The sequence below is a fragment of the Bacillus sp. FJAT-47783 genome, from assembly GCF_022808615.1.
Classification (GTDB): Bacteria; Bacillota; Bacilli; order Bacillales; family Aeribacillaceae; genus Bacillus_BZ.
In genome coordinates this window covers 14,961-40,534 of the sequence record NZ_JAKZKS010000002.1, presented here as the reverse complement: position 1 = coordinate 40,534, position 25,574 = coordinate 14,961, and the positions used below count along the sequence as shown (strand labels likewise).

Annotated in this window: 28 protein-coding genes; 2 read left to right on the top strand and 26 right to left on the bottom strand. The window is 37.7% G+C overall.

The genetic code is table 11. From position 1 onward, the window contains the following. Positions 1-134: 134 nt before the first annotated feature. From MLD65_RS02580 to flaG, 15 genes are all read right to left on the bottom strand, one after another. On the bottom strand, positions 135-1,442 hold the full coding sequence (locus tag MLD65_RS02580) for a murein hydrolase activator EnvC family protein (RefSeq protein WP_243290313.1): 1,308 nt from the start codon (positions 1,440-1,442) through the stop codon (positions 135-137). A 63-nt stretch (positions 1,443-1,505) separates the two neighbouring features. Continuing rightward, the gene (gene ftsX / locus MLD65_RS02575) at positions 1,506-2,396 is read right to left on the bottom strand and encodes a permease-like cell division protein FtsX (RefSeq protein WP_243290312.1); all 891 of its coding nucleotides are present in this window, start codon (positions 2,394-2,396) and stop codon (positions 1,506-1,508) included. Further along, positions 2,389-3,075: a cell division ATP-binding protein FtsE gene (ftsE, locus tag MLD65_RS02570; protein ID WP_243290311.1), complete on the bottom strand. Its 687-nt coding sequence runs from the start codon at positions 3,073-3,075 to the stop codon at positions 2,389-2,391. The genes ftsX and ftsE overlap by 8 nt, the downstream gene beginning before the upstream one ends. 355 nt (positions 3,076-3,430) lie before the next feature. Continuing rightward, the gene (gene cccB, locus MLD65_RS02565) at positions 3,431-3,757 is read right to left on the bottom strand and encodes a cytochrome c551 (RefSeq protein WP_243290310.1); all 327 of its coding nucleotides are present in this window, start codon (positions 3,755-3,757) and stop codon (positions 3,431-3,433) included. A 47-nt stretch (positions 3,758-3,804) separates the two neighbouring features. Next, the gene (locus MLD65_RS02560; protein WP_243290512.1) at positions 3,805-4,620 is read right to left on the bottom strand and encodes a YitT family protein; all 816 of its coding nucleotides are present in this window, start codon (positions 4,618-4,620) and stop codon (positions 3,805-3,807) included. 504 nt (positions 4,621-5,124) lie between these two features. After that, positions 5,125-6,102: a LysM peptidoglycan-binding domain-containing protein gene (locus MLD65_RS02555; RefSeq protein WP_243290309.1), complete on the bottom strand. Its 978-nt coding sequence runs from the start codon at positions 6,100-6,102 to the stop codon at positions 5,125-5,127. A 292-nt stretch (positions 6,103-6,394) separates the two neighbouring features. Next, complete coding sequence (gene asnB, locus MLD65_RS02550; RefSeq protein WP_243290308.1) at positions 6,395-8,296, bottom strand: asparagine synthase (glutamine-hydrolyzing); 1,902 nt, start codon at positions 8,294-8,296, stop codon at positions 6,395-6,397. Between the two features lie 248 nt (positions 8,297-8,544). Further along, a protein-coding gene (gene prfB, locus MLD65_RS02545) for a peptide chain release factor 2 (RefSeq protein WP_243290307.1) occupies positions 8,545-9,646 on the bottom strand; the annotation gives its coding sequence in 2 pieces (ribosomal slippage) (positions 8,545-9,573 and positions 9,575-9,646; 1,101 coding nt in all). Positions 9,647-9,793: 147 nt separating this feature from the next. Then, on the bottom strand, positions 9,794-12,301 hold the full coding sequence (secA, locus tag MLD65_RS02540) for a preprotein translocase subunit SecA (protein WP_243290306.1): 2,508 nt from the start codon (positions 12,299-12,301) through the stop codon (positions 9,794-9,796). A 218-nt stretch (positions 12,302-12,519) separates the two neighbouring features. Beyond that, complete coding sequence (hpf, locus tag MLD65_RS02535; RefSeq protein ID WP_243290305.1) at positions 12,520-13,062, bottom strand: ribosome hibernation-promoting factor, HPF/YfiA family; 543 nt, start codon at positions 13,060-13,062, stop codon at positions 12,520-12,522. Positions 13,063-13,533: 471 nt separating this feature from the next. Then, positions 13,534-13,920 carry a DUF8042 domain-containing protein gene (locus MLD65_RS02530; protein WP_243290304.1) on the bottom strand — a complete coding sequence of 129 codons (387 nt, stop codon included), beginning with the start codon at positions 13,918-13,920 and terminating at the stop codon, positions 13,534-13,536. Positions 13,921-13,929: 9 nt separating this feature from the next. Further along, the gene (fliT, locus tag MLD65_RS02525) at positions 13,930-14,277 is read right to left on the bottom strand and encodes a flagellar protein FliT (RefSeq protein ID WP_243290303.1); all 348 of its coding nucleotides are present in this window, start codon (positions 14,275-14,277) and stop codon (positions 13,930-13,932) included. Beyond that, positions 14,277-14,678, bottom strand: a complete 402-nt coding sequence (gene fliS / locus MLD65_RS02520; RefSeq protein WP_243290302.1) for a flagellar export chaperone FliS — start codon at positions 14,676-14,678, stop codon at positions 14,277-14,279. Before fliS ends, fliT begins: the two co-directional genes overlap by 1 nt. A 72-nt stretch (positions 14,679-14,750) precedes the next feature. Continuing rightward, positions 14,751-16,778, bottom strand: a complete 2,028-nt coding sequence (gene fliD / locus MLD65_RS02515; protein ID WP_243290301.1) for a flagellar filament capping protein FliD — start codon at positions 16,776-16,778, stop codon at positions 14,751-14,753. 14 nt (positions 16,779-16,792) lie between these two features. Next, positions 16,793-17,143, bottom strand: coding sequence for a flagellar protein FlaG (flaG, locus tag MLD65_RS02510; RefSeq protein ID WP_243290300.1), 351 nt, complete (start codon positions 17,141-17,143; stop codon positions 16,793-16,795). Between the two features lie 261 nt (positions 17,144-17,404). Here flaG and MLD65_RS02505 point away from each other — a divergent pair, with 261 nt between their 5' ends. Further along, on the top strand, positions 17,405-17,656 hold the full coding sequence (locus MLD65_RS02505) for a hypothetical protein (RefSeq protein WP_243290299.1): 252 nt from the start codon (positions 17,405-17,407) through the stop codon (positions 17,654-17,656). A 16-nt stretch (positions 17,657-17,672) separates the two neighbouring features. After that, complete coding sequence (locus MLD65_RS02500) at positions 17,673-18,083, top strand: hypothetical protein (RefSeq protein WP_243290298.1); 411 nt, start codon at positions 17,673-17,675, stop codon at positions 18,081-18,083. A 131-nt stretch (positions 18,084-18,214) separates the two neighbouring features. Here the strand turns inward: MLD65_RS02500 and MLD65_RS02495 are convergent, their stop codons facing one another. The 11 genes from MLD65_RS02495 to MLD65_RS02445 form a co-directional block, all read right to left on the bottom strand. Beyond that, the gene (locus tag MLD65_RS02495) at positions 18,215-18,406 is read right to left on the bottom strand and encodes a YjfB family protein (RefSeq protein WP_243290297.1); all 192 of its coding nucleotides are present in this window, start codon (positions 18,404-18,406) and stop codon (positions 18,215-18,217) included. 180 nt (positions 18,407-18,586) lie between these two features. After that, the gene (locus MLD65_RS02490) at positions 18,587-19,327 is read right to left on the bottom strand and encodes a hypothetical protein (protein WP_243290296.1); all 741 of its coding nucleotides are present in this window, start codon (positions 19,325-19,327) and stop codon (positions 18,587-18,589) included. A gap of 8 nt (positions 19,328-19,335) precedes the next feature. Continuing rightward, entirely contained in the window at positions 19,336-19,557 is a 222-nt protein-coding gene (locus tag MLD65_RS02485; protein WP_243290295.1) for a hypothetical protein, read from the bottom strand. 422 nt (positions 19,558-19,979) lie between these two features. Further along, entirely contained in the window at positions 19,980-21,008 is a 1,029-nt protein-coding gene (gene darG / locus MLD65_RS02480) for a type II toxin-antitoxin system antitoxin DNA ADP-ribosyl glycohydrolase DarG (protein ID WP_243290294.1), read from the bottom strand. A gap of 16 nt (positions 21,009-21,024) precedes the next feature. Further along, positions 21,025-21,654: a type II toxin-antitoxin system toxin DNA ADP-ribosyl transferase DarT gene (gene darT, locus MLD65_RS02475; RefSeq protein WP_243290293.1), complete on the bottom strand. Its 630-nt coding sequence runs from the start codon at positions 21,652-21,654 to the stop codon at positions 21,025-21,027. Between the two features lie 116 nt (positions 21,655-21,770). Beyond that, a complete protein-coding gene (locus MLD65_RS02470) occupies positions 21,771-22,091 on the bottom strand; it encodes a tyrosine-type recombinase/integrase (protein WP_243290292.1) in 321 nt (106 codons plus the stop codon). A gap of 395 nt (positions 22,092-22,486) precedes the next feature. Continuing rightward, positions 22,487-22,684 (bottom strand): flagellin, encoded by a 198-nt coding sequence (locus tag MLD65_RS18220; RefSeq protein ID WP_347709258.1) that lies wholly within the window; start codon positions 22,682-22,684, stop codon positions 22,487-22,489. Between the two features lie 264 nt (positions 22,685-22,948). Further along, positions 22,949-24,100: a flagellin N-terminal helical domain-containing protein gene (locus MLD65_RS02460; protein ID WP_243290291.1), complete on the bottom strand. Its 1,152-nt coding sequence runs from the start codon at positions 24,098-24,100 to the stop codon at positions 22,949-22,951. A gap of 158 nt (positions 24,101-24,258) precedes the next feature. Then, positions 24,259-24,492, bottom strand: a complete 234-nt coding sequence (csrA, locus tag MLD65_RS02455; protein WP_243290290.1) for a carbon storage regulator CsrA — start codon at positions 24,490-24,492, stop codon at positions 24,259-24,261. A 3-nt stretch (positions 24,493-24,495) separates the two neighbouring features. After that, the gene (gene fliW, locus MLD65_RS02450) at positions 24,496-24,936 is read right to left on the bottom strand and encodes a flagellar assembly protein FliW (protein WP_243290289.1); all 441 of its coding nucleotides are present in this window, start codon (positions 24,934-24,936) and stop codon (positions 24,496-24,498) included. 15 nt (positions 24,937-24,951) lie between these two features. Continuing rightward, on the bottom strand, positions 24,952-25,542 hold the full coding sequence (locus MLD65_RS02445; RefSeq protein ID WP_243290288.1) for a DUF6470 family protein: 591 nt from the start codon (positions 25,540-25,542) through the stop codon (positions 24,952-24,954). Between the last annotated feature and the right edge of the window lie 32 nt (positions 25,543-25,574).

The following is a 25,574-nucleotide window of genomic DNA, read 5'->3' as shown; positions in this document are numbered from 1 at the left end:
AACGCCCTGAGCTGGAGCTAGACGTAACCAACCAACTATGAACAAAGTTGGGCACAAGTCGAAATTTTTTTAATTTACTACAATAAAAGCCCGAAAGCAACGTCCGCTTTCGGGCTTTAACTGTTTATTTTTATTTACGGTAATACAGACATCGGATTAATGGAATTTGATTTACTTCCATTCCAAGGCCCTGCATGGACTTCGAAGTGTAAGTGCTGTCCGTAAGATTGGCCTGTATTCCCCATGTAACCAATAAACTGGCCTTGGCTTACTTTCTGACCACTGGATACGCCTCTACTGCTTAAGTGAGCGTAAACGGTAGTGTACACTTTTCCTTTGATGTTGTGGGAAATAAAGACAACATTCCCATAACTACTAGAATAATAGGAACGAATAACAGTTCCCTCAGCTGCTGCATGAACAGGTACTGTACCGCGTTTCGCAATATCAATTCCAGCATGCAATTTTCCCCAACGACTTCCATAGCCAGATGTTACAGATCCTGCTGCTGGCCAAATAAATCCTCCTACGTTCACAGATGGGCTAGAAGAGCCGGACGAATTTGACGGACTTGATGAACCAGAGGATCCAGACGAACTAGATGGTGATTTAGAAGAACTAGGTTTTGAGTTTTGTTGTTGCTGAGCTGCCTTCTTTTGTTCTTCTATTTTCCGCTGCTCATATTCACGTTTTTGCTGTTCAATGATACGAGCTTGATCAGCAAGGAATGCCTCTTGATCTTCTAATTCATGAAGCTCTTCCATTGCATGGTTATGTTCAGTCTCTACATTTTTAAGCAACTCATTTTTTTGATCTATTTGGGCATCTAGTTGTTTTTTCAATGTTTCTAGCTCTTTTAACGCTTCGCTTAAATCCGTCAATTCTTGATTTAATTGGGCTTTTGAATCTTCTAATAGTTTCATATCCCTTTTGTGTTCTTCAATGATTTTCTTATCCGCGTCTACTAATGTCGTAACAGCGCTAATACGAGTAACAAAATCACTGAAGCTTTGAGCACCTAAAATTACGTCTAAATAGCTAATAGCGCCGCCGCTTTCTTGTAATGATTTAGCACGTTCTTTTAATAAATTGTTTCGCTCCTCAATTCGTGCTTGAACTTCTGCGATTTGCTTTTTCAGCTCTTCAATTTTCTCTTTTGTTTTTGCAATAGAATCCTCTTTTTGTTTAATGTTCGTTGCTGTTTCTGTCACTTTCATATCTAAATTTTTAATTTCTGCATCTAGTTCCGCTTGCTTTTGTTCTAGTTGTTCAATTTCGTTTTTCTTCGTATCAATAGTGGATTTAACAGATGAACGCTCATTTTCAATTTTTGCTTTCTTTTCATCAAAACTTTCTGCTATTACTTTATTACTGAATGGGATAAGAGCAGCGCTTGTCCCAAGGACAGCTGCAAGACTTAGTGAGATGAGTTTCTTTTTCAAGGTACTGTTCCTCCCTGTTTCGTTTTGTATGTATGAAGAATAGCAAGAGCACCGCTTGCTATTCTAGACGCGTAAAAATTTTCGAACCGACATTAAGCTTCCCCAAATTCCAATACATGCTCCAACGAATAACACAATCGCTGAAACTTGAAGTGTTAATGGATACATCGGAAGAAGTTTGATAAATGTACCATCAATAGAAGGCTTGATAAAGTCAATGAATCGATTATAGGCGATTAATAAAAAGACAATCGGCAAAACGGAGCCAAGCACGCCAAGGAAAAGACCTTCTAAGAAAAATGGCCATCGAATAAATGAATTCGTAGCTCCTACTAATTTCATAATCTCAATTTCTTTTCGTCTAGCGAAAATCGTTATTTTTATTGTATTTGAGATTAAGAACATCGCTGTAAATACAAGTCCAATAATTAAGACAAGTCCAATATTACGTCCTGTATTCACGACTTTAAACAGCTGTTTAACTGTCTCTTCAGCGTAGTGAATCTCTGAAACGAAATCTAGCTTTTCAATTTCCTTTGCTACGGATGACGTATCAGCCGGATTTTTTGCTTTCACAACAAAAACATCTTTTAACGGATTTTCTTGCTTAAATAGTTTAAACGCTTCTCCTTCTTCTCCGAAACTCGTAATTAAACTATTTAACTCTTCTTCTTTTGAAGAAAATTCGACAGATTCTACTTTAGAAATAGAAGATATGTTATTTTTCAGCTGTTCTTGCTGCTCTTTGTTTGCTGTTACATCAACCATCACACGGATTTCAACATCTTCTTCAATATTTGTCGCGATGTTATTTAAATTTAGCATAATGACGAGAAATGTTCCGACAAGTAAAAGGGTTACTGTGACAGCCGAAACCGAAGCAATCGTCATCCAAGCATTTCGGGCTAAGCTTTTTAAACTTTCGCGCAAATGACGTCCAAGAGTATTAATCATAAAGTCCATACTCCCCTCTCGCCTCGTCACGCACAATTTTACCATCTTCAATGGCAATGACGCGCTTTCGAATCCTGTTGACAATTTCTTTGTTGTGCGTTGCCATTAAAATTGTCGTACCTCGATGATTAATTTCTTCTAGTATTCTCATTATCTCCCACGAAGTTTCCGGATCTAAGTTTCCTGTCGGTTCATCCGCAATGACAACGGATGGGTTATTGACAATCGATCGAGCAATCGAAATGCGCTGCTGCTCTCCACCGGATAATTCGTCTGGGAAAAATCTCGCTTTATGCTTCAGTTGAACGAGATCGAGAACATCGAGTACACGTTTTTTTATATTTTTCGGATTTTCACCGATTACTTCGAGAGCAAAAGCAACATTCTCATAAACAGTCAATTTCGGTAACAATTTAAAGTCCTGGAATACAACCCCTATTTTTCTCCGTAAATATGGGACATCTTTTTCTTTTAACGTTTCTAGTGCTACACCGTCTATGACAATGCTGCCTTTTGAAGGCTTTTCTTCGCGGTACATCATTTTAATGAACGTGGATTTCCCTGCTCCACTGGGTCCAACGATATATACGAATTCACCTCGATTTATTTTCACACTGATCCCATTAACGGCTAATACACCGTTCGGATACGTTTTATGAACCTCTTTCATTTCAATCATGTTATCACCTAACGTTGGATTTTCGATGTTTCGACAAAAATCTTCAGTTTTGTTGAAACTATCTATATTTTTATTCGTTATATATGTTGAGGGTTTTATTTACCTGACAAAAACTTTATGCGCTTTTGTCCACAAACACAATTATAACATCAATTTTCGTCAAAAATAGACTTTTCATGTTACATTTTTATTTCAATCGCGTTAAATACAGAATATTCCTCTTATATTGTACTGGATTTGTCGTTATATGGGGTAATGAAGTTTTTTCCATTTGAAAATATGGAATTAAAGGAGTATTTAAGAGGAGTAAAAAATGAAGTAAGCAAGGGATTCAGCGATCCCTTGCATTTTTACATTATTTTTTTGCTGCGAGCCACTCTGCTACAACAGATGCTTCACTCTCATCTAAGAGACCTGCCGGCATTCCACCTTGTCCATTTAAAATAATGTTTTTAATCTCGTCTTCACTATATTTAGAGCCTACCTCTGCTAATTTAGGGGCACTTGCACCTTCAAGGTTTTGCCCGTGACAACTTGCACAGTTTTGTTTAAAAAGATCTTCTGCTGAAGCTGTTGTTTCACCAGCTTGGTTTTCAGTGTCTTTACCTTCTTCTCCACCACCACCACAAGCTGCTAAAACTAGTGATGTTCCTAATAATAATGCCGTTAATTTCAACTTCACTGCGCATTCCTCCCAAAAAATTAGAATTCAAGGATATTATAACCTATTTAGGCAGGATTAAACCCTTCTCCTAACACCTCTGAAGCGTCCATAACGACGACAAATGCAGTCGGGTCAATACTTTGCACCAATTGTTTCAACTTTGTGAACTGTGATTGATGAACAACACACATGAGCATTGGCCGATCATTATTTGTATACCCTCCTTGTGCTTGAATTTTTGTTACTCCCCGATCTATTTGATGAAGAATCGCTTCTTTAACAGTTCGTTCCTTAGATGTAATGACAACGACCATTTTTGATCGAGAAAAACCGACTTGAACGATGTCAATCGTTTTACTCGTTACAAATAATCCAATTAAGGCGTATAACCCTTTTTCGACATTAAAGACAAAGGCGGCCGTTAAAACAATTAATCCATCAATAATGGCGACACTTAATCCGAGTGAAATGCCTGTGAACATATGAATGATTTGGGCAGCTAAATCGGTTCCACCTGTCGAAGCTCTTCCTTTAAAGACGAGTCCGAGACCTAAACCTACTCCAATCCCTCCAAATAATGCACCTAAGAGCGGTTCCTCTGTTGCTGGCTGCATATCACGTGTTAAAAAAACAACAAAGGGTAAAAAAATCGTACCAATTAATGTTTTCATTCCGAACTGTTTTCCTAAAAATATGACACCTGCTATGAATAGCGGAATATTTAATCCCCACTGAACGTAAGCTGGTTCAATATGAACTAACGCATATACAATCGTACTAATCCCACTAACGCCACCTGAGGCAACATCATTAGGAAGAAGAAATAAGTTAAAAGCAACGGCTACAATGGCCGAGCCTGTAAGGATGAGAAGCAACTCCATCAGTTTATCTCGTCTCACACGTTTCCCTCCGAAGATATACTCTTTTTAGTATGAGAAATTTGCGAATAAAATGGACAGGAAAATTTATGTAATGTTGAAGGGGATAGAGCTTTCAGTTGGAGGAGTGTGACACCTTATCAATCAAAGAAAAAAGGAAAAATGATTATATCCGCGATTGAAAGTGGTTTCACGAGCGAGAATTCTAGCATTTTGAAATGATAGAAGTTGTAATCAACGACATTTGCACGAGTTTTGGAGTTAATTGCACCACTATGGCCAACAATTGCACGAACTTGAACCTTAATTGCACGAATTTCAAAATAATTGCACATGATTTTCTTTATTTGCATATTTCCTTCTTTATTTGCACGTCAACCTCGCTAATTACACATATATCTTGAAGTGTATGACGTGCTTCGTTACACGTACTTATACCGTTTTTTCCTAGTATATCTTTAGACATGAAAAATGCCCTTTCTTTACTCAGAAAGGACACCCTCCATGTTAATCTAAAATTTGAACAGAAACTTCTTTCACACCCCATTGAATCGCTTCATTTTCAGATGGGAAAAAGACATCAATTTTATTTCCTTTAATTGCTCCACCAGTATCACCAGCGATTGCGGTACCGTACCCTTCTACATATACTTTAGAGCCGAGTGGGATGACGTTTGGATCAACGGAAATGACTTTTTGATTTGGATTTGCTTTTAAATCAATCCCTGTTGACGTTTTTCCACTACACCCTTCACAATTTGCTGTATAAGCAGTTGCAGTCACCGTCAATTGTTCTTTTGCAGCTGTTTCCGTATCTGATGATGGTGATGGTGCGTCAGAATTTTCAACTTTTTCTTGAACTGGTGTTTCGTTTTGTACTGGCGCTTGTTCTGGTGTTTCGTTTTGTACCGGCGTTTCTTCAATCGCTTCTTTTTGCACCGGGGCCTGCTTTACCGGTTCTTGTTGTACAGGTGCTTGCTCGACTGCTTCCTCTTGTACTGGGTTTTGTTCTACCGGTTGTTTTTGTACGGGTGCTTGTTGTACAGGCGCTTGTTCTTTCACTTCTTGCTTTTCTGATGATGGTTTTTCTACAGTTTGTTTATGTACAGAAACATGTTTCGTTTTATTTCCTTCTTTAACAATTAATGTATCCCCTACATAAATTAAATGTTTATTTTTAAGGTGATTCCATTCCACTAGATCTTGAACTGTTACACCAAATTTCTTCGCAATGGCACTTAATGTATCCCCTTGCTGAATGGTATATTCAAACTCTCCTGATACTTGAAGTTTCTCATTCAGATAAATGATATCAGATGTTAAGTGATTCCAACTTTTCAACTCTTCTACTGTGACATTATGCTCTCTTGAAATGCTCCAGAGCGTCTCACCAAGCTTTACTTGATGTGTTTCGGCTGATGTTTTCCCTGCAAATCCGGAAGAAATCGTTGCGATTGCTGCTAGAGCTACGATTGACTTTTTCACATAAATGCCTCCTTTTCAATTCGCCTCCCATTATAACAAGCAAATATAACATGACCATTACAGAAGAAATACAATTTTTGAAACGGGGCATTTCACCTTGAAATAACAGTGATGGATACATATTCAAGAGGGAAAAACTTGGTTTACTTCGTAAATTTTGGAACAAAAATGTAATAATTCTTATGTTGCCGAAACGTTTTTTCCGTATTTTGGATAAAATTTGGTTTACTACAGAATCTTGAGGTGTGCTGCCCGTTAAGAGTGGGATAAAAAAAGTAAGCGTGGTTCACGCTTACTTAATTAGTTCTAGCTGTTTTTCTGCTTTTTGTGAGGCATTAAACGAATATTTTTCTTCCATAAAAATTTGATGCCAAATCATAAAGACGAGGACTGTCCAGATTTTCCGACTGTGATCACGCTTATTTTGACAATGTTCATCGAGAAGTCCGAGTAGATAAGATTTATTGATTAAATGGTCTGTTTCACTTTCACGAATAATTTCTTTTGCCCAATCGTGCATTTCATTTTTTAACCAATGGCGAATCGGAACAGGGAAGCCGAGTTTTTTACGATCAAGCACATGATGTGGAACGATACCTTTTGCTGCTTTTCGTAAAATCGTTTTCGTTGTTTGATCAGCTACTTTATATGGAGACGGAATTTTTGACGCTACTTCAAATACTCGCTTGTCCAAAAATGGAACACGGAGCTCTAAAGAGTTCGCCATTGTCATCTTATCGGCTTTTAACAAAATATCCCCGCGCAGCCATGTATGAATATCGATATATTGCATCGTTGAAATGTCATCATAATCTCGTGCTTCTTCATAAAATGGCTTTGTTAATTCTTGATACTTTTTCGATTCATCAAACAGACGGAATAGTCGAGCTTTCTCTTCATGCTCAAACATTTTCGCATTTCCGACATAACGTTCTTCTAATGGTGTACAGCCGCGCTCAATAAAGCTTTTTCCTTTCATGCCATCTGGCATCATATGGGCCATCCATTTTAAGGCTTTTTTCATGGAGCTAGGTATAGACTGAAACACACTTAAACTAAGAGGTTCACGATAAATGTTATAGCCACCAAAAAGCTCGTCAGCACCTTCCCCAGATAATACGACCGTTACGTGTTTTCGTGCTTCCCTTGCAACGAAGTAAAGAGGAATCGCCGCTGGGTCTGCTAATGGATCATCTAAATGCCAAATAATTTTGGGAAGTTCCTGCATATATTCTTCCGGAGAGATAATATAGCTAATGTTTTCAACATTTAATACATCGGCTGTTTCCTTCGCAACATCCACTTCACTAAATCCTTCACGTTCAAATCCGACCGAGAATGTCTTAATATTTGGATTGATTTCTCGTGCTAAGGCAGCGATAAACGAAGAATCAATTCCTCCGGATAAGAAGGAGCCAACCGGAACGTCACTGCGCATATGCACGTTCACAGAATCGCGGAGAACATCTTGAATTTCTTGAATGAGAGCTTGTTCCTCTTGTTGAATCGGTTGGAAACGAGCATGGAAGTAACGGTGAAAAGAGATGTCCTCCCCATGCTTTAAGATGAAGTAATGTCCTGGTAGCACTTTATGAATACTTGATGACATCGTTTTCGGCTCTGGGACATATTGAAACGTTAAATAATGTTGTAATGATTCATGATCAATTACTTCTTGATGTCTTGCTAATGAAATACTTTTCTTTTCCGAAGCAAAAAAGTAACGCTCATCCTCTTCATAAAAATAAAGCGGCTTAATCCCAAACGGATCGCGTGCACCGTAGATCGTTTTTTCTTCCTTGTCCCAAATAAGAAACGCAAACATGCCTCTTAACTTACTTGCTGCTTCATATCCATAAGCTTGATAAGCTCCTAAAATCACTTCCGTATCGGAACCGGTCGTAAACGTAAGCCCTTTTTCTTGCAATTCTTCACGGAGCTCTACGAAATTGTAAATTTCTCCGTTAAAAATAATCCAATATCTCTCGTTTTCATAGGATAATGGTTGATGACCATTTTCTAAATCGATAATACTTAGTCGACGAAAACCAAATCGAACAAACTCATCCTCATAATAACCTTCATCATCTGGCCCACGGTGTTCAATAATATTGTTCATCATACTAAAATGTTGACGTTCTTGTTCCGTTTGCCATTGTGGTTCCTTTCTTACTACACCAATAAAACCGCACATATTTATGTTCACCCTTCATTGTAAATTCAATTTTTAAGTCCAATCATTTGACGTAAAAAAGATAACAATAGTTTCAAAACTTGCATCCTTTATTTTAACAGAAAAAAGTTAACAAAGTCGTTACAAATTACACAAAAAACGTTTTAAAGTATACACACGAAAAATTTTCCAATGCACAAAACCTCTCTTTTTGTCGTACATTGAAAAAAGACGTTTCTATATATTGAAACAGAAACGTCTTTTGACCATTAATTTAATTTGGAACGTAAATACGCATCAATGAAGGAATTGATTTCACCATCCATAACGGATTGGACATTTCCGATTTCCACATTTGTTCGATGGTCTTTAACAAGTGAATATGGGTGAAATACATAAGAACGAATTTGGCTTCCCCAACCGATTTCTTTCTGTTCACCACGAATTTCAGCTAACTCTTTTTCTTGCTCTTCAATTTTTTTCTGATACAGTTTTGCTTTTAACATTTTCATCGCACGTTCGCGGTTTTTAATTTGCGAACGCTCCGTTTGACATGTCACGACAACCCCTGTCGGAATGTGTGTAATACGAACTGCAGAATCGGTCGTATTGACGTGCTGTCCACCTGCACCACTAGCCCGGTATGTGTCAACTTTAATATCTTCTGTCCGGATTTCAATATCAACTTCTTCATTAAACTCCGGCATCACTTCACACGATACGAACGATGTATGTCGTCTGCCTGATGAGTCAAAAGGTGAGATCCGGACGAGGCGATGAACGCCTTTTTCGGCTTTTAAATAACCGTACGCATTGTGACCTTTAATTAGGAGCGTAACACTTTTAATGCCCGCCTCATCACCAGGTAAGTAATCTAACGTTTCAACTTTAAAGCCCTTTCTCTCTGCCCATCTCGTGTACATACGAAGAAGCATGGAACCCCAGTCTTGAGATTCCGTTCCACCAGCTCCAGGGTGAAGCTCTAAAATCGCGTTGTTTTTATCATACGGTTCACTCAATAACAATTGAAGTTCAAATTCATTTAGCTCTTTCGTTAATGTTTTTAATTCACTTTCCAACTCTTCTTGTAAATCTTCATCCGGCTCCTCTTTAATTAATTCGTAGGAAACTTGAAGATTTTCATACGTTTCATGCAAATGATGAAACTGATTCACGAGATCTTTTAATGCATTCGCTTCATTAATAACCGTTTGAGCAGCATTTTGATCATCCCAAAAGTTCGGTGCCGCCATTTGCTCTTCTAATTGTTGAATGCGGTCTTGTTTGACATCTAAGTCAAAGAGACCCCCTAAAATCCGCTAATCGCTTAGCCATTTTCTCAAGTTCAGTTCGAATTTCTACTAATTCCATCTGTCTCACACCTCATTGTATTTTCTCTGATTCCTAAACATTCACCACAATGGCCTTTCTATTCAATCGAAAGAGAGAGGCTAAAAATCGCCTCTCTATTTACAACGTTTGGAAAGCGTTAGTAAAGGGAAAATCCCCCTAGTTTCTTTATTTTCCGCAGCATTGCTTATATTTTTTCCCACTCCCACATGGGCATGGGGCGTTGCGTCCCACTTCAACTTTTTTACGAACAGGTTTCTTTTTCGCTGCTTCATCGCCTTCTTTCGGCTTCACAGCTTCTCCCTTCGCTACTTCTTGACGTTCTAGGTTATTTTGAATTTCTGCTTTCATAATGAATTTTGTAACCTCTTCTTGGATGGATGCCACCATATTTTCAAACATCGCGAATCCTTCCATTTGATATTCACGAAGCGGATCTGTTTGCCCATAGGCTCGTAAATGAATGCCTTGACGAAGCTGATCCATTGCATCAATATGATCCATCCATTTCGTATCAACAGCACGGAGGACGATGACACGTTCAAATTCACGCATTTTTTCCTCCGTGAATGCTTCTTCCTTCTCATTATAGCGATTTTGTACTTTCTCCCAAAGGACTTCGACAATTTCGTCTGCTTCTTTACCACGAATATCGTCAACAGTTAAATCCGTATGTTCATCTAGTACGTTCGCTTTCACCCAATCCATTAAGCCATCTAAATTCCAGTCTTCTGGAAGCTCTTCTTGCGTGAAGGATGAAACGACACGTTCAATCGTTTGACGAATCATTTCTTCTACTTGTTGACGGAGGTTCTCTGATTCTAGTACATCATTACGTTGTTTATAAATCACTTCGCGCTGCTGACGAAGAACATCATCATATTGGAGCAACTGCTTACGTGCGTCGAAGTTATTTCCTTCTACTCGTTTTTGAGCAGATTCAACAGCACGGGAAACCATTTTACTTTGGATTGGTTGAGTATCATCCATTCCGAGACGATCCATCATACTCATCATACTATCTGAACCGAAGCGGCGCATTAATTCATCTTCCATGGAAAGATAAAATTGCGTTATACCAGGATCTCCTTGACGTCCAGAACGCCCGCGGAGCTGATTGTCAATACGACGTGATTCATGGCGCTCCGTTCCGACAACCGCAAGTCCGCCAAGCTCTTTAACACCTTCACCAAGCTTAATGTCAGTACCACGACCGGCCATGTTCGTCGCGATCGTCACAGCACCTTTTTGCCCAGCTTGTTCAATAATTTCCGCTTCCCGCTCATGGTTTTTCGCGTTTAACACGTTGTGCGGAATCCCTTTTTTCTTTAACAAGCTTGAAATATACTCAGAAGTTTCAACCGCAACCGTCCCGACTAAAACAGGCTGTCCGAGCATGTGGCGTTGTGAAATATCTTCAACAACGGCTTTAAACTTCCCTTCTATAGAACGATAAATTAAATCAGATCGGTCATCACGAATTATAGGTTTATTCGTCGGAATCGCGACCACATTCATATTATAAATGTTTCGGAATTCCTCTTCTTCGGTTTTAGCAGTTCCTGTCATACCGGCAAGCTTTTCATACATGCGGAAGTAGTTTTGGAACGTAATAGTTGCCAGTGTTTTGCTTTCATTTTGAATTTCAAGACCTTCTTTTGCTTCAATTGCCTGATGGAGGCCATCACTATAGCGACGCCCTTTCATGAGACGACCTGTAAACTGGTCTACAATGACAACTTGGCCATCTTCTACGACATAGTCAAAATCCTTTTGCATGACGATATGTGCTCGTAAAGCATTATTAATGTGATGATTTAACGTTACATGTTTAATATCGAACAAATTATCAATGTTAAACGCACGTTCTGCTTTCGTCATCCCATCTTCTGTTAACTGCACATTTTTAGTTTTTTCATCATACGTAAAATCCTTTTCCTTTTGAAGGGTACGGACGAACGCGTTCGCTTGTAAATACAGTCTTGTCGACTTGGCCGCTTGTCCTGAAATGATGAGCGGTGTTCTCGCTTCATCGATTAAAATCGAGTCAACCTCATCGATGACAGCAAAATGAAGCGGGCGTTGTACTTTTTGATCGGCATATAATACCATGTTATCGCGTAAGTAATCAAAGCCGAGCTCATTATTTGTCGAATACGTAACATCAGCTGCATACGCTTCTCGCTTTTCATCTTTTGTTAAGCTATTTAAGTTTAAGCCAACTGTTAAACCAAGAAATTCGAAAAGCTGTCCCATCTCCGTCGCGTCACGGGATGCTAAATATTCATTGACCGTTACGACATGGACGCCTTTTCGTGTTAAGGCGTTTAAATAAACAGGCATCGTGGACGTTAACGTTTTCCCCTCACCTGTTTTCATTTCCGCAATATTTCCTTCATGTAAAGCAATCGCACCCATCAATTGAACTTTGAACGGATACATTCCGAGTACACGTCGTGCCGCTTCTCTTACAACAGCAAAAGCTTCAATGAGAAGGCTATCTAACGTTTCTCCATTATCTAAACGGTCGGCAAATTCACCTGTTTTCGCTCTTAATTCGAGATCCGACAGCTTTTCCATTTCCGAACTTAGTGCATCAATTTTATCCGCCATTTTCTCATAGCGGTTTAACGTCCGTTTATTCACATCAAACATTTTATTTAAAATACCAAGCATCGTAAAACGCTCCTCTAAATGATGATAAATTCCCTTATTAAATTGTAACACTGCTCGTGTGTTCAAACAACTTATTGAAAAATGACGGTTGAAGATAGATCACAACTACATCTTTTTCACTCATGCTCTTTTCATACGTCTACGTCCATTCATTTGTTTCATATTTTAGACATAAAATTAGGCACAGCTTTATGCTGTGCCTAATGAATGAAGAGTGATTATTCGTTCGGTTCAATAAGACCGTATTTCCCGTCTTTTCTACGATATACAACATTCGTTTTGTTCGTTTCTGCATTCGTATAAACGAAGAAATTATGTCCAAGCATATCCATTTGTAAAATAGCCTCTTCACTGTCCATCGGTTTTAAATCAAACCGTTTTGTTCGAACAACTTGGATATCTTCTTCAACATCATTTTCTGTTTGCCCATTTGCAAACAACTTCGCATCCGCTTGCTGCTCGCGAACTTTGCGATTCACTTTTGTTTTATGCTTGCGGATTTGTCTTTCTAACTTATTCATCACAAGATCAATCGCCGCATACATATCTTGATGATGTTCCTCCGCCCGCAAAACAAGCTGCGGCATTGGAATCGTCACTTCAATTTTAGACTCTTGATCATTGTAATATTTTAAGTTTACATTTGCTTTCGCATCAACACTTTCTTCGAAATAGCGCTCAAGCTTCGCTAATTTTTTTTCCACATACTCTCGAAGTGCTGGAGTTACTTCAATGTTTTCTCCCCTGACGTTATTAATCATCAGAACTCCTCCTTTTGTTAAGGATATGTAATTTAATTCTCCAATTTCTTTGCAAATTCCTGCTTAATCTTTTCTTTTTTCGTGAACTTTTTGTGAATTTGTAAAAACTTGTTGAAAATTGTAGGAAATTCACGCAAAACAAGAAAAGCGCAAGCGCCTTGTTCACCCCTTACCTTTGCGTCGAAAAGTTATTTGACTCGAGGGTGGGCGCTGAAGCGGGGCACAAAAAAATAGTGATCCGATAGCTTCTTAAACTATACGTTAACAGTATACCACGCTTAAAACATCTGAAACAAAGTTAATCATCAAATCGTCTTCAAAATATTAGTGTATGGAAAGCTAAAAAAAGTAGTACAGTATGAGCCGCTTCTGCAGGAACTTCCCGCTCAAATGATCAGCAAAAGACAAACCTTTTCTCATATCAATGGATCAGATTCATGAACCGTCACTATCTTACTAACAATAGAGTACTTAGTGCGCAATATACGCATGCAATCGTTTTTGAACTTGTTGTTTCCATGCCATAAACGTTGGGTATAGCTCGCACTTAATGAAATGTTCAAAATTTACGGGTTGAGACTTAATGAATTCTATCTCTTCAAATTGATGGATAATATCGTCTAATTGATGGAAATCTTCCTTCACTTTTGACTCTTCTGTCAACAAAGGGTTAAGGATTGAACGTGCTGAATCAATTTCATAGATGGCAAGCATAATATCTGCCAAAACTTGATCGCGATCCACACAATGAATATTTTCGAAGCTTAATAATACATAGTCAAAACCTTCTTCAATGGAATCAAGTAAATAATAAAATCGCGTTAAAAATTCAAATTGTCCAGATGAAATCTTCTGCATGTATTTCACCTATTTTCGTTTATCATAAAACATCCCATCCATCGACTGTTGCTCATATGGACTTACATATTTTTGCGTTGATTGTTTTGTCACTTTTAGTTGAATAATATCTTTTTTGATTTCCATCTTAAACGCTTCCAGCTGCTTACGCAATTGTTGATCTAGTTGAACAAGTACACGCCCTTTCTCAATTTCTTCTGGAGAATAAGGAGGTTTTAAATGTTTTATGTTAACATCGCGTTCTGCTAGAAGCTTGTCCATTTGCTCAATTTGATGCTCTCGCTCGTTTTTAATAGAAGTTTTCGTTAATTTGATCAACGATTCTGTTAATTGCAAAAGATGGTTAAGACGATCCATTAAGCTTGACCACCTTGTCCTTGTTGATTCACTTTATTTAAACGAAGCACTTCTTTCCACGTTTCACGAAATTCAGCGATATACCCTTCTACTTCTTCTAAAATAGCCACGTCCTGTTTTATATTTGCTTCAATTAAGCGACGGTTCATATACTCATACAATGCTATCATATTTTTAGAGATTTCGATATCTGTATTCAATGTCACCATCAGCTCTTGAATAATATTTTGCGCTTTTTGCAGATTCATATTTTTCTGTTCAATATTTTGCTCTTCCATCGCTTTTTTTGCTAACTTTATAAATTTTAAACACCCATTGTATAGCATTAATGTCAACTCACCAGGTGATGCGGTTGTAATACTATTCTCCTGATATGCTTGATATGGATTGTTGATGGCCATTAAAGACACTCCTTATTTATTCATTATAACCTGAACGGAAACGTAATGGACAATTAACCTTCAAATAATTGGTTAAAACCCGCCAAATTGCTGCATTAAATACATCGATTGTTGGTTTGTTCGTTGAATCACTTTCTCCATCGCTGTAAATTGACGCCAGTAGCGGTCTTCAATTTCGATAAGACGGTCTTCAAATCGGTCAATTCGTTTATCTAAATCGTTTAAGTTTTTCCCAAGCGTATACGTAGTCGGTGCTGACGTCGTCTTCCCAGCTTTTTCATTAATTTTATCCATCGTATTTGTAATGGAATCATACATTCGTTGCATTATCCCTTTTTCGTTATAGTCATCTCCATTACCACGGAAAAGCTCTTCGATCGATTCTGGATCCTCTTCAATCGCTTCTTTTAATGTCGCTTCATTAATGATTAATTTTCCACCATCTAAATAGTTTGGCGATGTGGTAATGCCGATGCTTGCAAGCTGATTAAATTTCGAGCTAACCGAATCGTTTGTTACCGGTTGATAGAAATCCGTACGCATTTGTGACAATGCTCCAGAAAGAATGGAATCCCGTCTAAGCAAACCACTTTTCGCTTTTTCTTCCCAAAGTTCAATATGTTTTTCACTCATTGCTTCTTTTTGTTCATCTGTTAGCGGTAAATAATCGCGATAACGTTCTTCTGAAAGCTTTTTTTGTATCTTCTCAATTGTTTCATTATATTTTTCTACAAAGTTTTTAATGTTTTCTACCACTTTGTCTGAATCGTTGGAAATCGAAACGGTGACAGTCGCATCTGACGTTGCAAACGTATCTTTTAATGTAAACGTAACACCTGAAACTGAAAACGTATTGGACGTTCGTTCTGTCGCTAACCCGTTCATCGTAAATTTCGCATTCTTTCCACCTATTTCTGATGCACCATTAAAGTTTAATACGTCATTTAAAAAGCTACCAGATAAGACGATTTCTTCGTCTGATTCAGTACCATTAAAGTTCCCGGTTTCTGTTCTTGTTAGTGTCACTTTATCTGAGAACGAATCGTAAAACATAGATACACCGGCACTAGACTCATTCACTTTCTTGATGACCGTATCAAGTGATTCATTTCCTTGAATCGCAAATGATTCGTTTATCGCGTCGCCGTTTTCATCATATGTCGTCATGCCAAACGTAAAATAATTTTGCTGATACGTTGCTTTAATCACCGAGTCCTTTGCCATTTCATTATCCATCGTAATTTTACCCGTTTGTGCATCAATCGTTCCTACTTTGTTCCCCGATGCATCTTGAATTTCATTTCCGACATTTGTGTAGGTTGTCCCATCAATATCAAGGGTTAAGCTGCCATCTGCAATTGAACCTTTTTGAAGTTGAATTTCTTTCGTCGCGGCAGAAAGTGTTTTTTCATCATCGACTCGGACATCCGTCATGTAGTTAACTTTAATCGTACTCCCTTTTTGAATCGTATCACCGAATGTTAATTGACCAGAGCTATCGATGTTTACTTCACCTGCACCGGGTGCACCGCTTGTGACAATGGTATACGCTTTCCCGTCTACTTTTACCACCATATTCGCCGCTTCACTTACCTGTACGTTCGCTCCAGCATTCATCTTTAATGAGAAAGACGTACCGTCCGCATCTACTGCCATTGTTTCACTTTCAACACTTCCCTGCCTCCAATTAAAACTATTGTTGGCAAAGTTCCCTTTGATTTCATATAACCCTTTTGTCGTATCAATTTTTGTCCCGTTCGATACGGATGCCGTACTAACTTTGGAGGCAGCTGATGCAAGCTGATTCACTTCTGAAATCGCATACGACGCCGTTCCTGCAGCAGTTGAAGCCGTTGCCGTGATTTTCGACTCGTTGGAAGAAGTCACCTGACGCGCTCGATATTTTGACGTGTATTTCATGTTCGCCACTTCTGTTCGTAATGAAAACAAGAGAGAATTCATCTCTCGATAATTATCACGCTGCCATTCCAACGTTTGCTTCTTTTGATGCATTTTATCTAAAGGTATTCGTTCTGCCTTCATTAAGTCACTCACTAATGAATCAATATCCATCCCACTTGCTAATCCACCGATTCGCATTGGTCGCACCACCTTTATACTTTTTCATTTATAATGAATCCCATTAATTCGGCCATTGCCGCATACATGTCGAGCATTTTTTTCGGCGGGATTTCTCTTACAACTTCTTCTGTTTCTTTATTAATAACTTTCACATAGTACTCATTTAATTGTTCGTGCAGCTCGAATTGAATGGACGTTTCAACCGGTTTAACGAACTCGTTGAGATTGTCTATAACTGTTTTGAGCTCTTCTTTATTGACAACGTCCTTTGAATTAGAATGGTCTGTATCATTTTTTTCAACAGTTGGAAAAGACGGACTCCGATTTACGTATGAATCATTTGTTCTCAGTGACGAACTCGGAAAAACTCCTTCAACCGACATGACGCATCCCCCTATTTTTCGTTATGCTTCTATTTTTTATATCGGCTCTGGAAACAAATTTTTTAGAGAAGGTGTGAAAAAGTAAAGTCTTGATGTGAAAAGGAAGTAGAAGTTAAGATGACAAAAAATCACAAAGCATAAAGGGAAAGAAAAATGAGTCACGATATCCAAAACTTAACTCTACGTGAACGCTTGCCTGGACTTGCCAGATGCTTACAAAGTAGAATAAAATGATGATGGAAGGAAGAAAGGAGGAGTAAAATGGAGAAGAAGCTCGATTTAATTTTAGACAAAGTTATGTCAATTGATCATGAACTTAAGCTTGTCAATAAGCGGTTAGATCGAATGGAAAAACGGTTAGACCGTGTGGAAGAAGAGCAAAAATCACTAAAACAAGCAGTAATGGAAACAAATGAAGAAGTAAAAAACCTCCAAGAAAGTTTTAAATCGGTTTATGAAATCATCGGAGAACATGACGTTTCGATTCGGACATTACGAAAAAAATTTATGTGATTTAGGAGGTAAACAAATGGCCGACATTACACTCAAAACCATATTGCAAGCCTTAAAAGAACACTCGGAACGGATTGATGAGAGATTTGAAAGGATCGATGAGAAATTCGAACGGATTGATAAAAGATTCGATCGAATGGAAGAACAAATGAACGGAATAGAAGATAGATTGGACCGAATGGAAGAGCGAATGAACGGAATAGAAAATAGAATGGACCAAATGGAAGGACGAATGGACCAAATAGAAAAGCGAATGGATACATTCGAGAACAAAATGGAAGAAATGAACAGAAACATGGAAAAGCAATTTAACCATTTAGGAGACAAAATAAACGGAATCCGCGCTGATTTACGAGATACACACGATACACTAGACTTTGTTGTAACGAAAACACTCAATCACGAAAAGAAATTACGATCGTCTTAACGCAAGCCTCCTATTTTGCCTTCTTACTAAAGAAAAAACGCAACTCACTCGACTCATCATGTTTAAACCACTTATGATACAAACCACTAATCTAGTTTTTAAAGGGGAAGCGTTTACACTCCCCCTTTCCATTACCCTTTTACATCAACAGAATGACCTAAATGCGGCTCTAACGAAACAGGAGCTTGAGTCGTCTGCAACAGTTGTTGCATCGCTTGTCCATTTTGCTCCGCCGTATCCATTGCCATCTTCATGACCGACAAACTCGCTTGCTGGTTGACATTTGTTTGACCGAGCATAACGGAAAGTGCTGCGATGTCCATTTGATCAACTCCATTCTTAATGGGTTCACTTTTTATATCGGGGTGAGAGATAAGATTTTGAGGTTTTGGGGGAGAAAATGATATAATTTGTTCAATTTAGAACTGATACATAATTCGGATGATGACAGGCATCACACAATAAAAAAGAAAACCAATTCAAGCTTAAGAATCAGGTTTTCTTTAAGCAACTTTAATAATTTTCATGTCTAATCCATCAATATTTGAGTAATAATTGTGCACAAAATCACTATCCAAAGTAGCTAAATAGCTATATCCATTCATTCTTGCAATCGCTAAATGAATCGAATCTGTAGGGTCTAACTGAGTGAGTTGCATATGAACTTTCGCTAACTCATTTTCCTCAAATCCTTCTGATAGCAATTCAACCTCAAATTCGAGTTCTTCTTTCAACTTTCGAATGAACTGATTAAAAATGTTCAGTGCGCTATGATAATAAATATCAAGTAAGTAACGCATGTTTTGATCTTCTTTAGCTCGTTTCACTAACTCACCAACATTGGCACTAACTTCTCTTTTGTAAAACCTTAGAATGTCCTCATTTTTGGCAACCCTATATAAGTATTTAGCAGAATCTACGTTCATCAATTTTGTTCTTTCTCGATCACTTAATTTATCGAAACCGTCTCGAGTGTGATGAAGGAGTTGCTTTTTTTCATGGTAGACTTGAATGGAACCTAATATTAACATTTGAAATAAACGACTGGTTACCTCGGTAAAGGTGTGATTACTATACCCTAGTCTCACTTCATTTTCCGCCCAAACATCAAGAGCATCTGCTACATCCAATCTTCTGGAATCCGTTTTATCTAAAAACGCCAAAATAAAACAAGCATCTAAATAAACAGATGCTTTAAACAAATTCTCACTATTCATTTGCTCAGCATCAATAATAAAGTTCATTTAGTCCGTTACCTACCTTGTTTATGTAAATCCAAAAGCGTGCGACCAAATGCACCATAAATGCCGATTTCATCTTGGATTTCACGCGCACTCTTTTTCTTGGTAGAAACAGTTTTTTTGAAAGTTCCGATTTTCTTCTCTTGTTGTTTGACTGTCGTAGGTATCAATCGTACCACCCCATTCCCCTTTTTCTTATATTTATCGTAACCATTACTTCTACAATTGTCCATAAATTTCCTTCCTCTTGAAAAGAATTTTATTACCATTTTTCTCAAAGGTGCTCCGACCTAAACTCCTAAAAATAAAAATTCCAAAAGAGAGGATGCACTGAAGCTAGATATGGACAACTCTGCTCATGCTCATTACACTTTAACGATTTATCGAACTTATAAACTTACTGGAACAATTATAAAGGGACTCTATAATTAACTAGAGTCCCTAAATTGATAAATATTATTGGAGCATTTTATGTCAAAAAAAGAAGATTCGTGGCTATAAGGCTAACCAAAGATTCAGGTAATGATCAGCCTCCTGCTAACAGTTTTCCTTTTTTAAAATATACAGGAGATTTTTTGATAAGAAGTCAATTTCATGAAGATTCTACAAAGAATTCAAAAAACCAACTTGACGATTAATTTAAGTTAGTTTTTAATTACACATTAATTGTATTCAAATGTTCCCAGGCCTTTTCAATATGCTTCTCTTTAAATATTTTCCGCTTTCGTTCATTCCAATTATGAACTTCTTCTACAATCTTTTGAACATCTTCCTTAATTTTTGGGGTTGAATTAACCACCCAATGTACTGTAGAAAGTAACTCAAGGCCATACGGAGTTTCATAACCTTGAATGATATCCCGTACCTTTTCTAAATGTTCAAATGCTTCTTGATCGTCCCTTAAAAACATTTCTGCTTGATTTGCTGCATCTTTGATTAAATAAATTTCTGCATCACGACTTCTATCACCAAATCCTCGGATAAAGTGTCCATCCAAACGTTCTAAGACATGATTAAGATTATCTGCATACGGACCAAATTTCCCCTTTTCAAATCCTAATCTAAGTGGCTCTCCAACCGTTTGAAGAAAGTATGCCAATTTTTGGATTTCCAATAAAGATAATTTGTATCCCGGAATGGAATAATCGTTCATAAGCATTAAAAATAATGCCCTAGCTCTTGTTAATTTTGGACGGTTCGTACCGATTTTTATCTTATCAGGTTTAGGACTTCCTGCGGGTTCATATAAATGCACCTCAACATTCGGTATCTGTTCAAATGCTGATTCGATTTTTGGACGTACATCCGACCATTTCAATCCCCCATTTCCACAGCCAAGCGGAGGAAGAGCAATAGACTTTATTTCCAATTCCTTTACTACTTTAATTAAAGCGGCTAATCCAGACTCAATATCGTCCATACGTGACTTGTTTTTCCAATGACGTTTTGTAGGGAAATTAATAATAAATTTGGGATTGAAAAGTGATTTTGTTTCAAAAACATGCATTTTACCCGGCTGTACTTCTTCCTTACGACAAGCTTTTTGGTATTCAGTAAACATTTCTGGGTATGCTTGTTTAAATTGAAGTGCGATACCTTTTCCCATAACACCTACACAGTTTACTGTATTAACCAAAGCTTCCACCTCATCAGTAAGAAGATTGCCTTGTTTTAAAATAATCATGTTAATCACCTCCCACTTAATAATACCAATGACGAATGGCTACTGGTTTATCAATATTATATTTATTTATGACTTCTTCAACTTTTCTTTTCATATCTTGATTCATAACAGCAAAACCTAAAAGTACATTAATTGGAACAACTTCATGTACTAAAAACTCTGCCTGCCTACGGCGTTTACGGTCTGGATCGTCTTCAGTATCGAACCAAAAGCGAGAGTTCATTACCTCCCAATCAATCTTATCGAGATCCTCCAAGTTCTTAAAAAAGTCCGTGAACTCCATAACAGCATGACCATCTGTGAATACATACTCTAAACCTGCATCATGTATAATATCTGTTCTAGAAATTAAATAGATGATTTGATCCTGCCCTTTATCATATCCCTCGACCTGACCTTTATAAATTGCGTATAACATAGGTGATTTAGGAGCAAAATAAAAAGGTACATAATCATGCAAATTACCATTTGGAGGAAGCGGTACTATTTTCATTAACCTTCTATCTTGAATATTATTATGCGCAATGTTCTCATTTTCAACATCTTTTTCCTTTACTATATTACTAGCCAACAAACAACCGTGTTGAAGAATTGATTCAAGGTTATTAAAATCAGTAATATGATAAAGTAACTTTTCTTCTCCCATTTATGCACATCCAAATTATCTAATTGTCCTTTTCAACGTAATAACGAATAAAAGCTTGCTTCATAATAAATATAGAGCGTCTCTTCTATTTCTCTTAACTAAAGAATACTAAAAACTCACATCTTCCGCAACGCCTCAACCTGTTCCTCCTGCGACGAGTCAATATATATAGCTGTCGTCTGGATGCTTTCATGACGAGCAAACTTTCTAATAGGAGTTGTGGCATTAACAAGGTTCTTACAAAAACGATGCCTAAATCGGTGCGAAGTAACGTTTTCCATATTAGCCAGTTTTGCGTATTTGGTTAGCATCTTTTGAATGCCCCGTTCAGTAAGGTTAGATAGCTTTTCTAAGTGTTCCGCTGGAGTTAGCAAATCATCAACATCAATGTTAAATGTCCTTTTCATTGTTCCTTCAAACCAGTCTAAGTGCACCATCTTTTTTCCTCCTCTGAAAATTGAAAAAGGACTTCCCCCATAGAGTGAAGCCCCATTATAATGAACATCAAGCACATAAATGTTCAGTATTATGATATATGCTTGATTTTGCTATTAGTTCAGCTAGTTACCTTTGTTATTCAGTGTCTTCAATTATTAAAGCACTAGTCTTATCAAAATTAAACACCATTTTTTAGGAGTCCCTAATGCCCTGAAATTTCACATAGAAATTTGTTTGTCCATTATATGTTACATTCTTATCATTTTCATTTTTAGAGATGTATTCGATGAATGTTTCAACTTCTTCTTCAGCAAATGTCTTAGACTCTGGATTATCTCCTATTTATACAAAAGAGACCCTAGCATAACTAGAGTCCCTAAATTGATAAATATTATTAACGAAGAAGTTGTAAAACTCCTTGCGGCTGCTGATTTGCTTGAGCGAGCATTGCTTGCGCTGCTTGTGCAAGAATAGAGTTCTTCGTTTGGTTCATCATTTCTTTCGCCATCGTGCGAACATTTGCTTTCACAAATGACCAGACTATATCTTCACCCTCATGTCTTCTAGTAGGGGTCGGGCACTTCGGATTCACAAAGTTGAACCTTACATTGTGTCACCTATGGATTTCATCATCTTGAGCTTAGCTTTTAGATGGTCTATCCTAGTCGTTGAACCTTCTCCAGAGTTTCCTCACAGGAGCTTGGCTGCTGATTGCCCAATCTTTTCTTTTTTCAGGACCGTCACGCTTGTCGTTTCCAACTACGTTGTGGCAAGAAAAGCTCTAAGGGGTTCCCAGCAATTCACCCGATAATAATCTCTAACCGTTACCAGCTAGGACGACTGTGCCTATTGCTGCTTAGGCAGCTAAAGCATAATCTACGTCACGGATACGAGATTCCGCTGCTGTTAGGTTCTCAGAAGATGTGTTTAAGTTATTGATTGTGTGTTCTAAACGGTTTTGATTTGCACCAAGTTTAGAACGTTCAGCAGAAACTTTATCAATAGCTGCTTGAATTTTTGTTACAGTAGCTGATGCATCCTCATGTGTTAAAACGCTTAGAGCTTGTTCAGAAGTTGCACTACTTGTACCATCAGTTACAGCTAGTTTAGCATCAGCTGTGGCATTTGCAGTTGAAATACCTAAAGCTACTGCTCTCATATCATTAATATCTAAAGTTAAACTTTGGTTTTCATTTGCTCCAATTTGGAATCGAAGTGAACCAGTAGAATTACTTGCATCTGTTGTTGCATCTGTTGTTAACCCTAATGTTGCTGTATCTGCATTAGCTTTAATTTGAATTGCAGAACCTGCACCGCTCTTATCAGATTTTATTACTAAAGCATCCCCATCTTTTTCAACTGTAAACGTTAATCCATTATTTGCAGTACCATCAAACACAGCATCAATATCAGATTGTAAAGCTGTTACCATATCATCAATATCAATTGCGGTACTACTACCATCTAAACCATCAATGTTAGTTAATGCTACAGTTTGACCATTTAATTCAAAAGATGTTGCAGACACATCAGTATTAAATAAGGAAGAAATATCGCTTCCTTTAACTGATGCTTGTGCACTTGATGCTTTATTACCATCTAATAGCTTTTGAGTATTAAACTCAGTTGTATTACCGATACGGTTAATTTCAGAAGTCATTTGATTAATTTCTTTTTGGATTTCTTCACGGTCAGAAGTAGTATTAGTATCGTTAGATGCTTGAACTGCTAATTCACGCATACGTTGAAGGATATCATGTGTTTCATTTAATGCACCTTCAGCTGTTTGAATTAAAGAAATACCATCTTGTGAATTTTTAGATGCCATGTCCAAACCGCGAATTTGCCCACGCATTTTTTCAGAGATTGCAAGCCCTGCTGCATCGTCTCCAGCTTTGTTAATACGTAGACCAGAAGACAATTTCTCCATTGATTTACTTTGAGCTGTTGAAGCACTATTCAACTGACGATACGTGTTAAGTGCTGCGATATTGTGATTAATACGCATAAATAATTCCTCCTTGAATTTTCATTCCACATCCGTGTGGTTAATTTGTAGGAGACAGAGTCGGCCGCCTCCGTTTTCCTACGTTCATTTGTTATATCGGAATTTTAGTTCGATGTTTAATAGATAACAGAAAAAATTTCATAAAAAATAGGACCGAGTTACAGGTCCTTTCCCAATTTTTCCGAAAAATCTTTTAATACATCAAAAGAGGCTTGTGAGGCTGCGTTGTTTTCTTTTTGGATATCTTCATACACTTCTTTACGATGAATGTCGATGTTTCTCGGTGCTTTTATGCCGATTTTCACTTGGTCGCCTTCTATCGCTGTTACGGTGATTTCGATCTCATCGCCAATCATGATCGATTCTTTCGTTTTACGAGTTAAAATGAGCACACCTCACACCCCCTCTTTGACTCGTTGGATTAACGGGTGCTTTGTTTGATAGTTTGTATTCGTTAAAATGACTTGTTTGCCAAGCTTTGCTTTTCGATTAATGATGACAGGTGCTTGTAAATTGGCTGTTGTTTGTTCGAATGGTTCTTTTACCGTTAAAATCGTATAAACGATTACATCGTTTTCATCTTGAATTTTTAATTGCGCTAACGTCTTTTCGTCTAAATCAAATTCATACTGCCGAAAGTAATGAAATGGGATAACCGTAACGAAAGCTAGCTCAGGTGTTTGAACAGATTGTAAAATATAAAAAGGAGACTCGTCTTCTAAACGCAAAACGACAAATTGCTTCTCTTCCAAAAAACCTGGAATACCTGACGGGAACTCAATCACTTCTTCTTGTTGAATCTCAATTTCACCGTGGTACTTTGTTCGTATGTTCATCCTACTCACAACCTTTTATATGTTCATTTCAAAGTTTATCCCTTTATACGTTAAATTCTCAAAATCAATTTTCAAATCGGCATGCTTGGCCAAATCAATCTTTACATCGCCTGGATTATATTCGATGATCGGCTTTCTTGGTTTCGTACGATTGACGGCTGGTTGAGTCTTCCAACGAATATCTACTTTACTCGGCTCGTAATGAATTTTCACGCTATTGTGCGACGGAATCCACCCGATATTAAATTCTTTCATCGGTGATTCACTATTTACTTTTGCTTGAGCGGCAATTGGATTTCCGCCTTGTTCAATCTTCATCAATTCATCGCCTTGTTCAGCTCTTCTCGCTAATCCTTCGAGCCAGTCTTGATACCCTTGCTGTGCAAACTCTTCCGTGCGCCGGAAAATATGCTTTAAGTCCATATCTTCCCATGCTTTCGTTTGATCAATTGTTAATTTTGATGGTGTTCGCTCAATATCCATCTCGATTTTCGGATTTTGAATGTCCAGTTCTGCCTTTGGCTGTTGAATTGATTGTTGCCCTTTCGTTTTTGTGATGCTTATTTTAGCTTGCTCTGATTGCAAGCGGATTTGAGGAAGGTTCATGATTGTCACCACCCTATGTAGTAAGAAAGGAT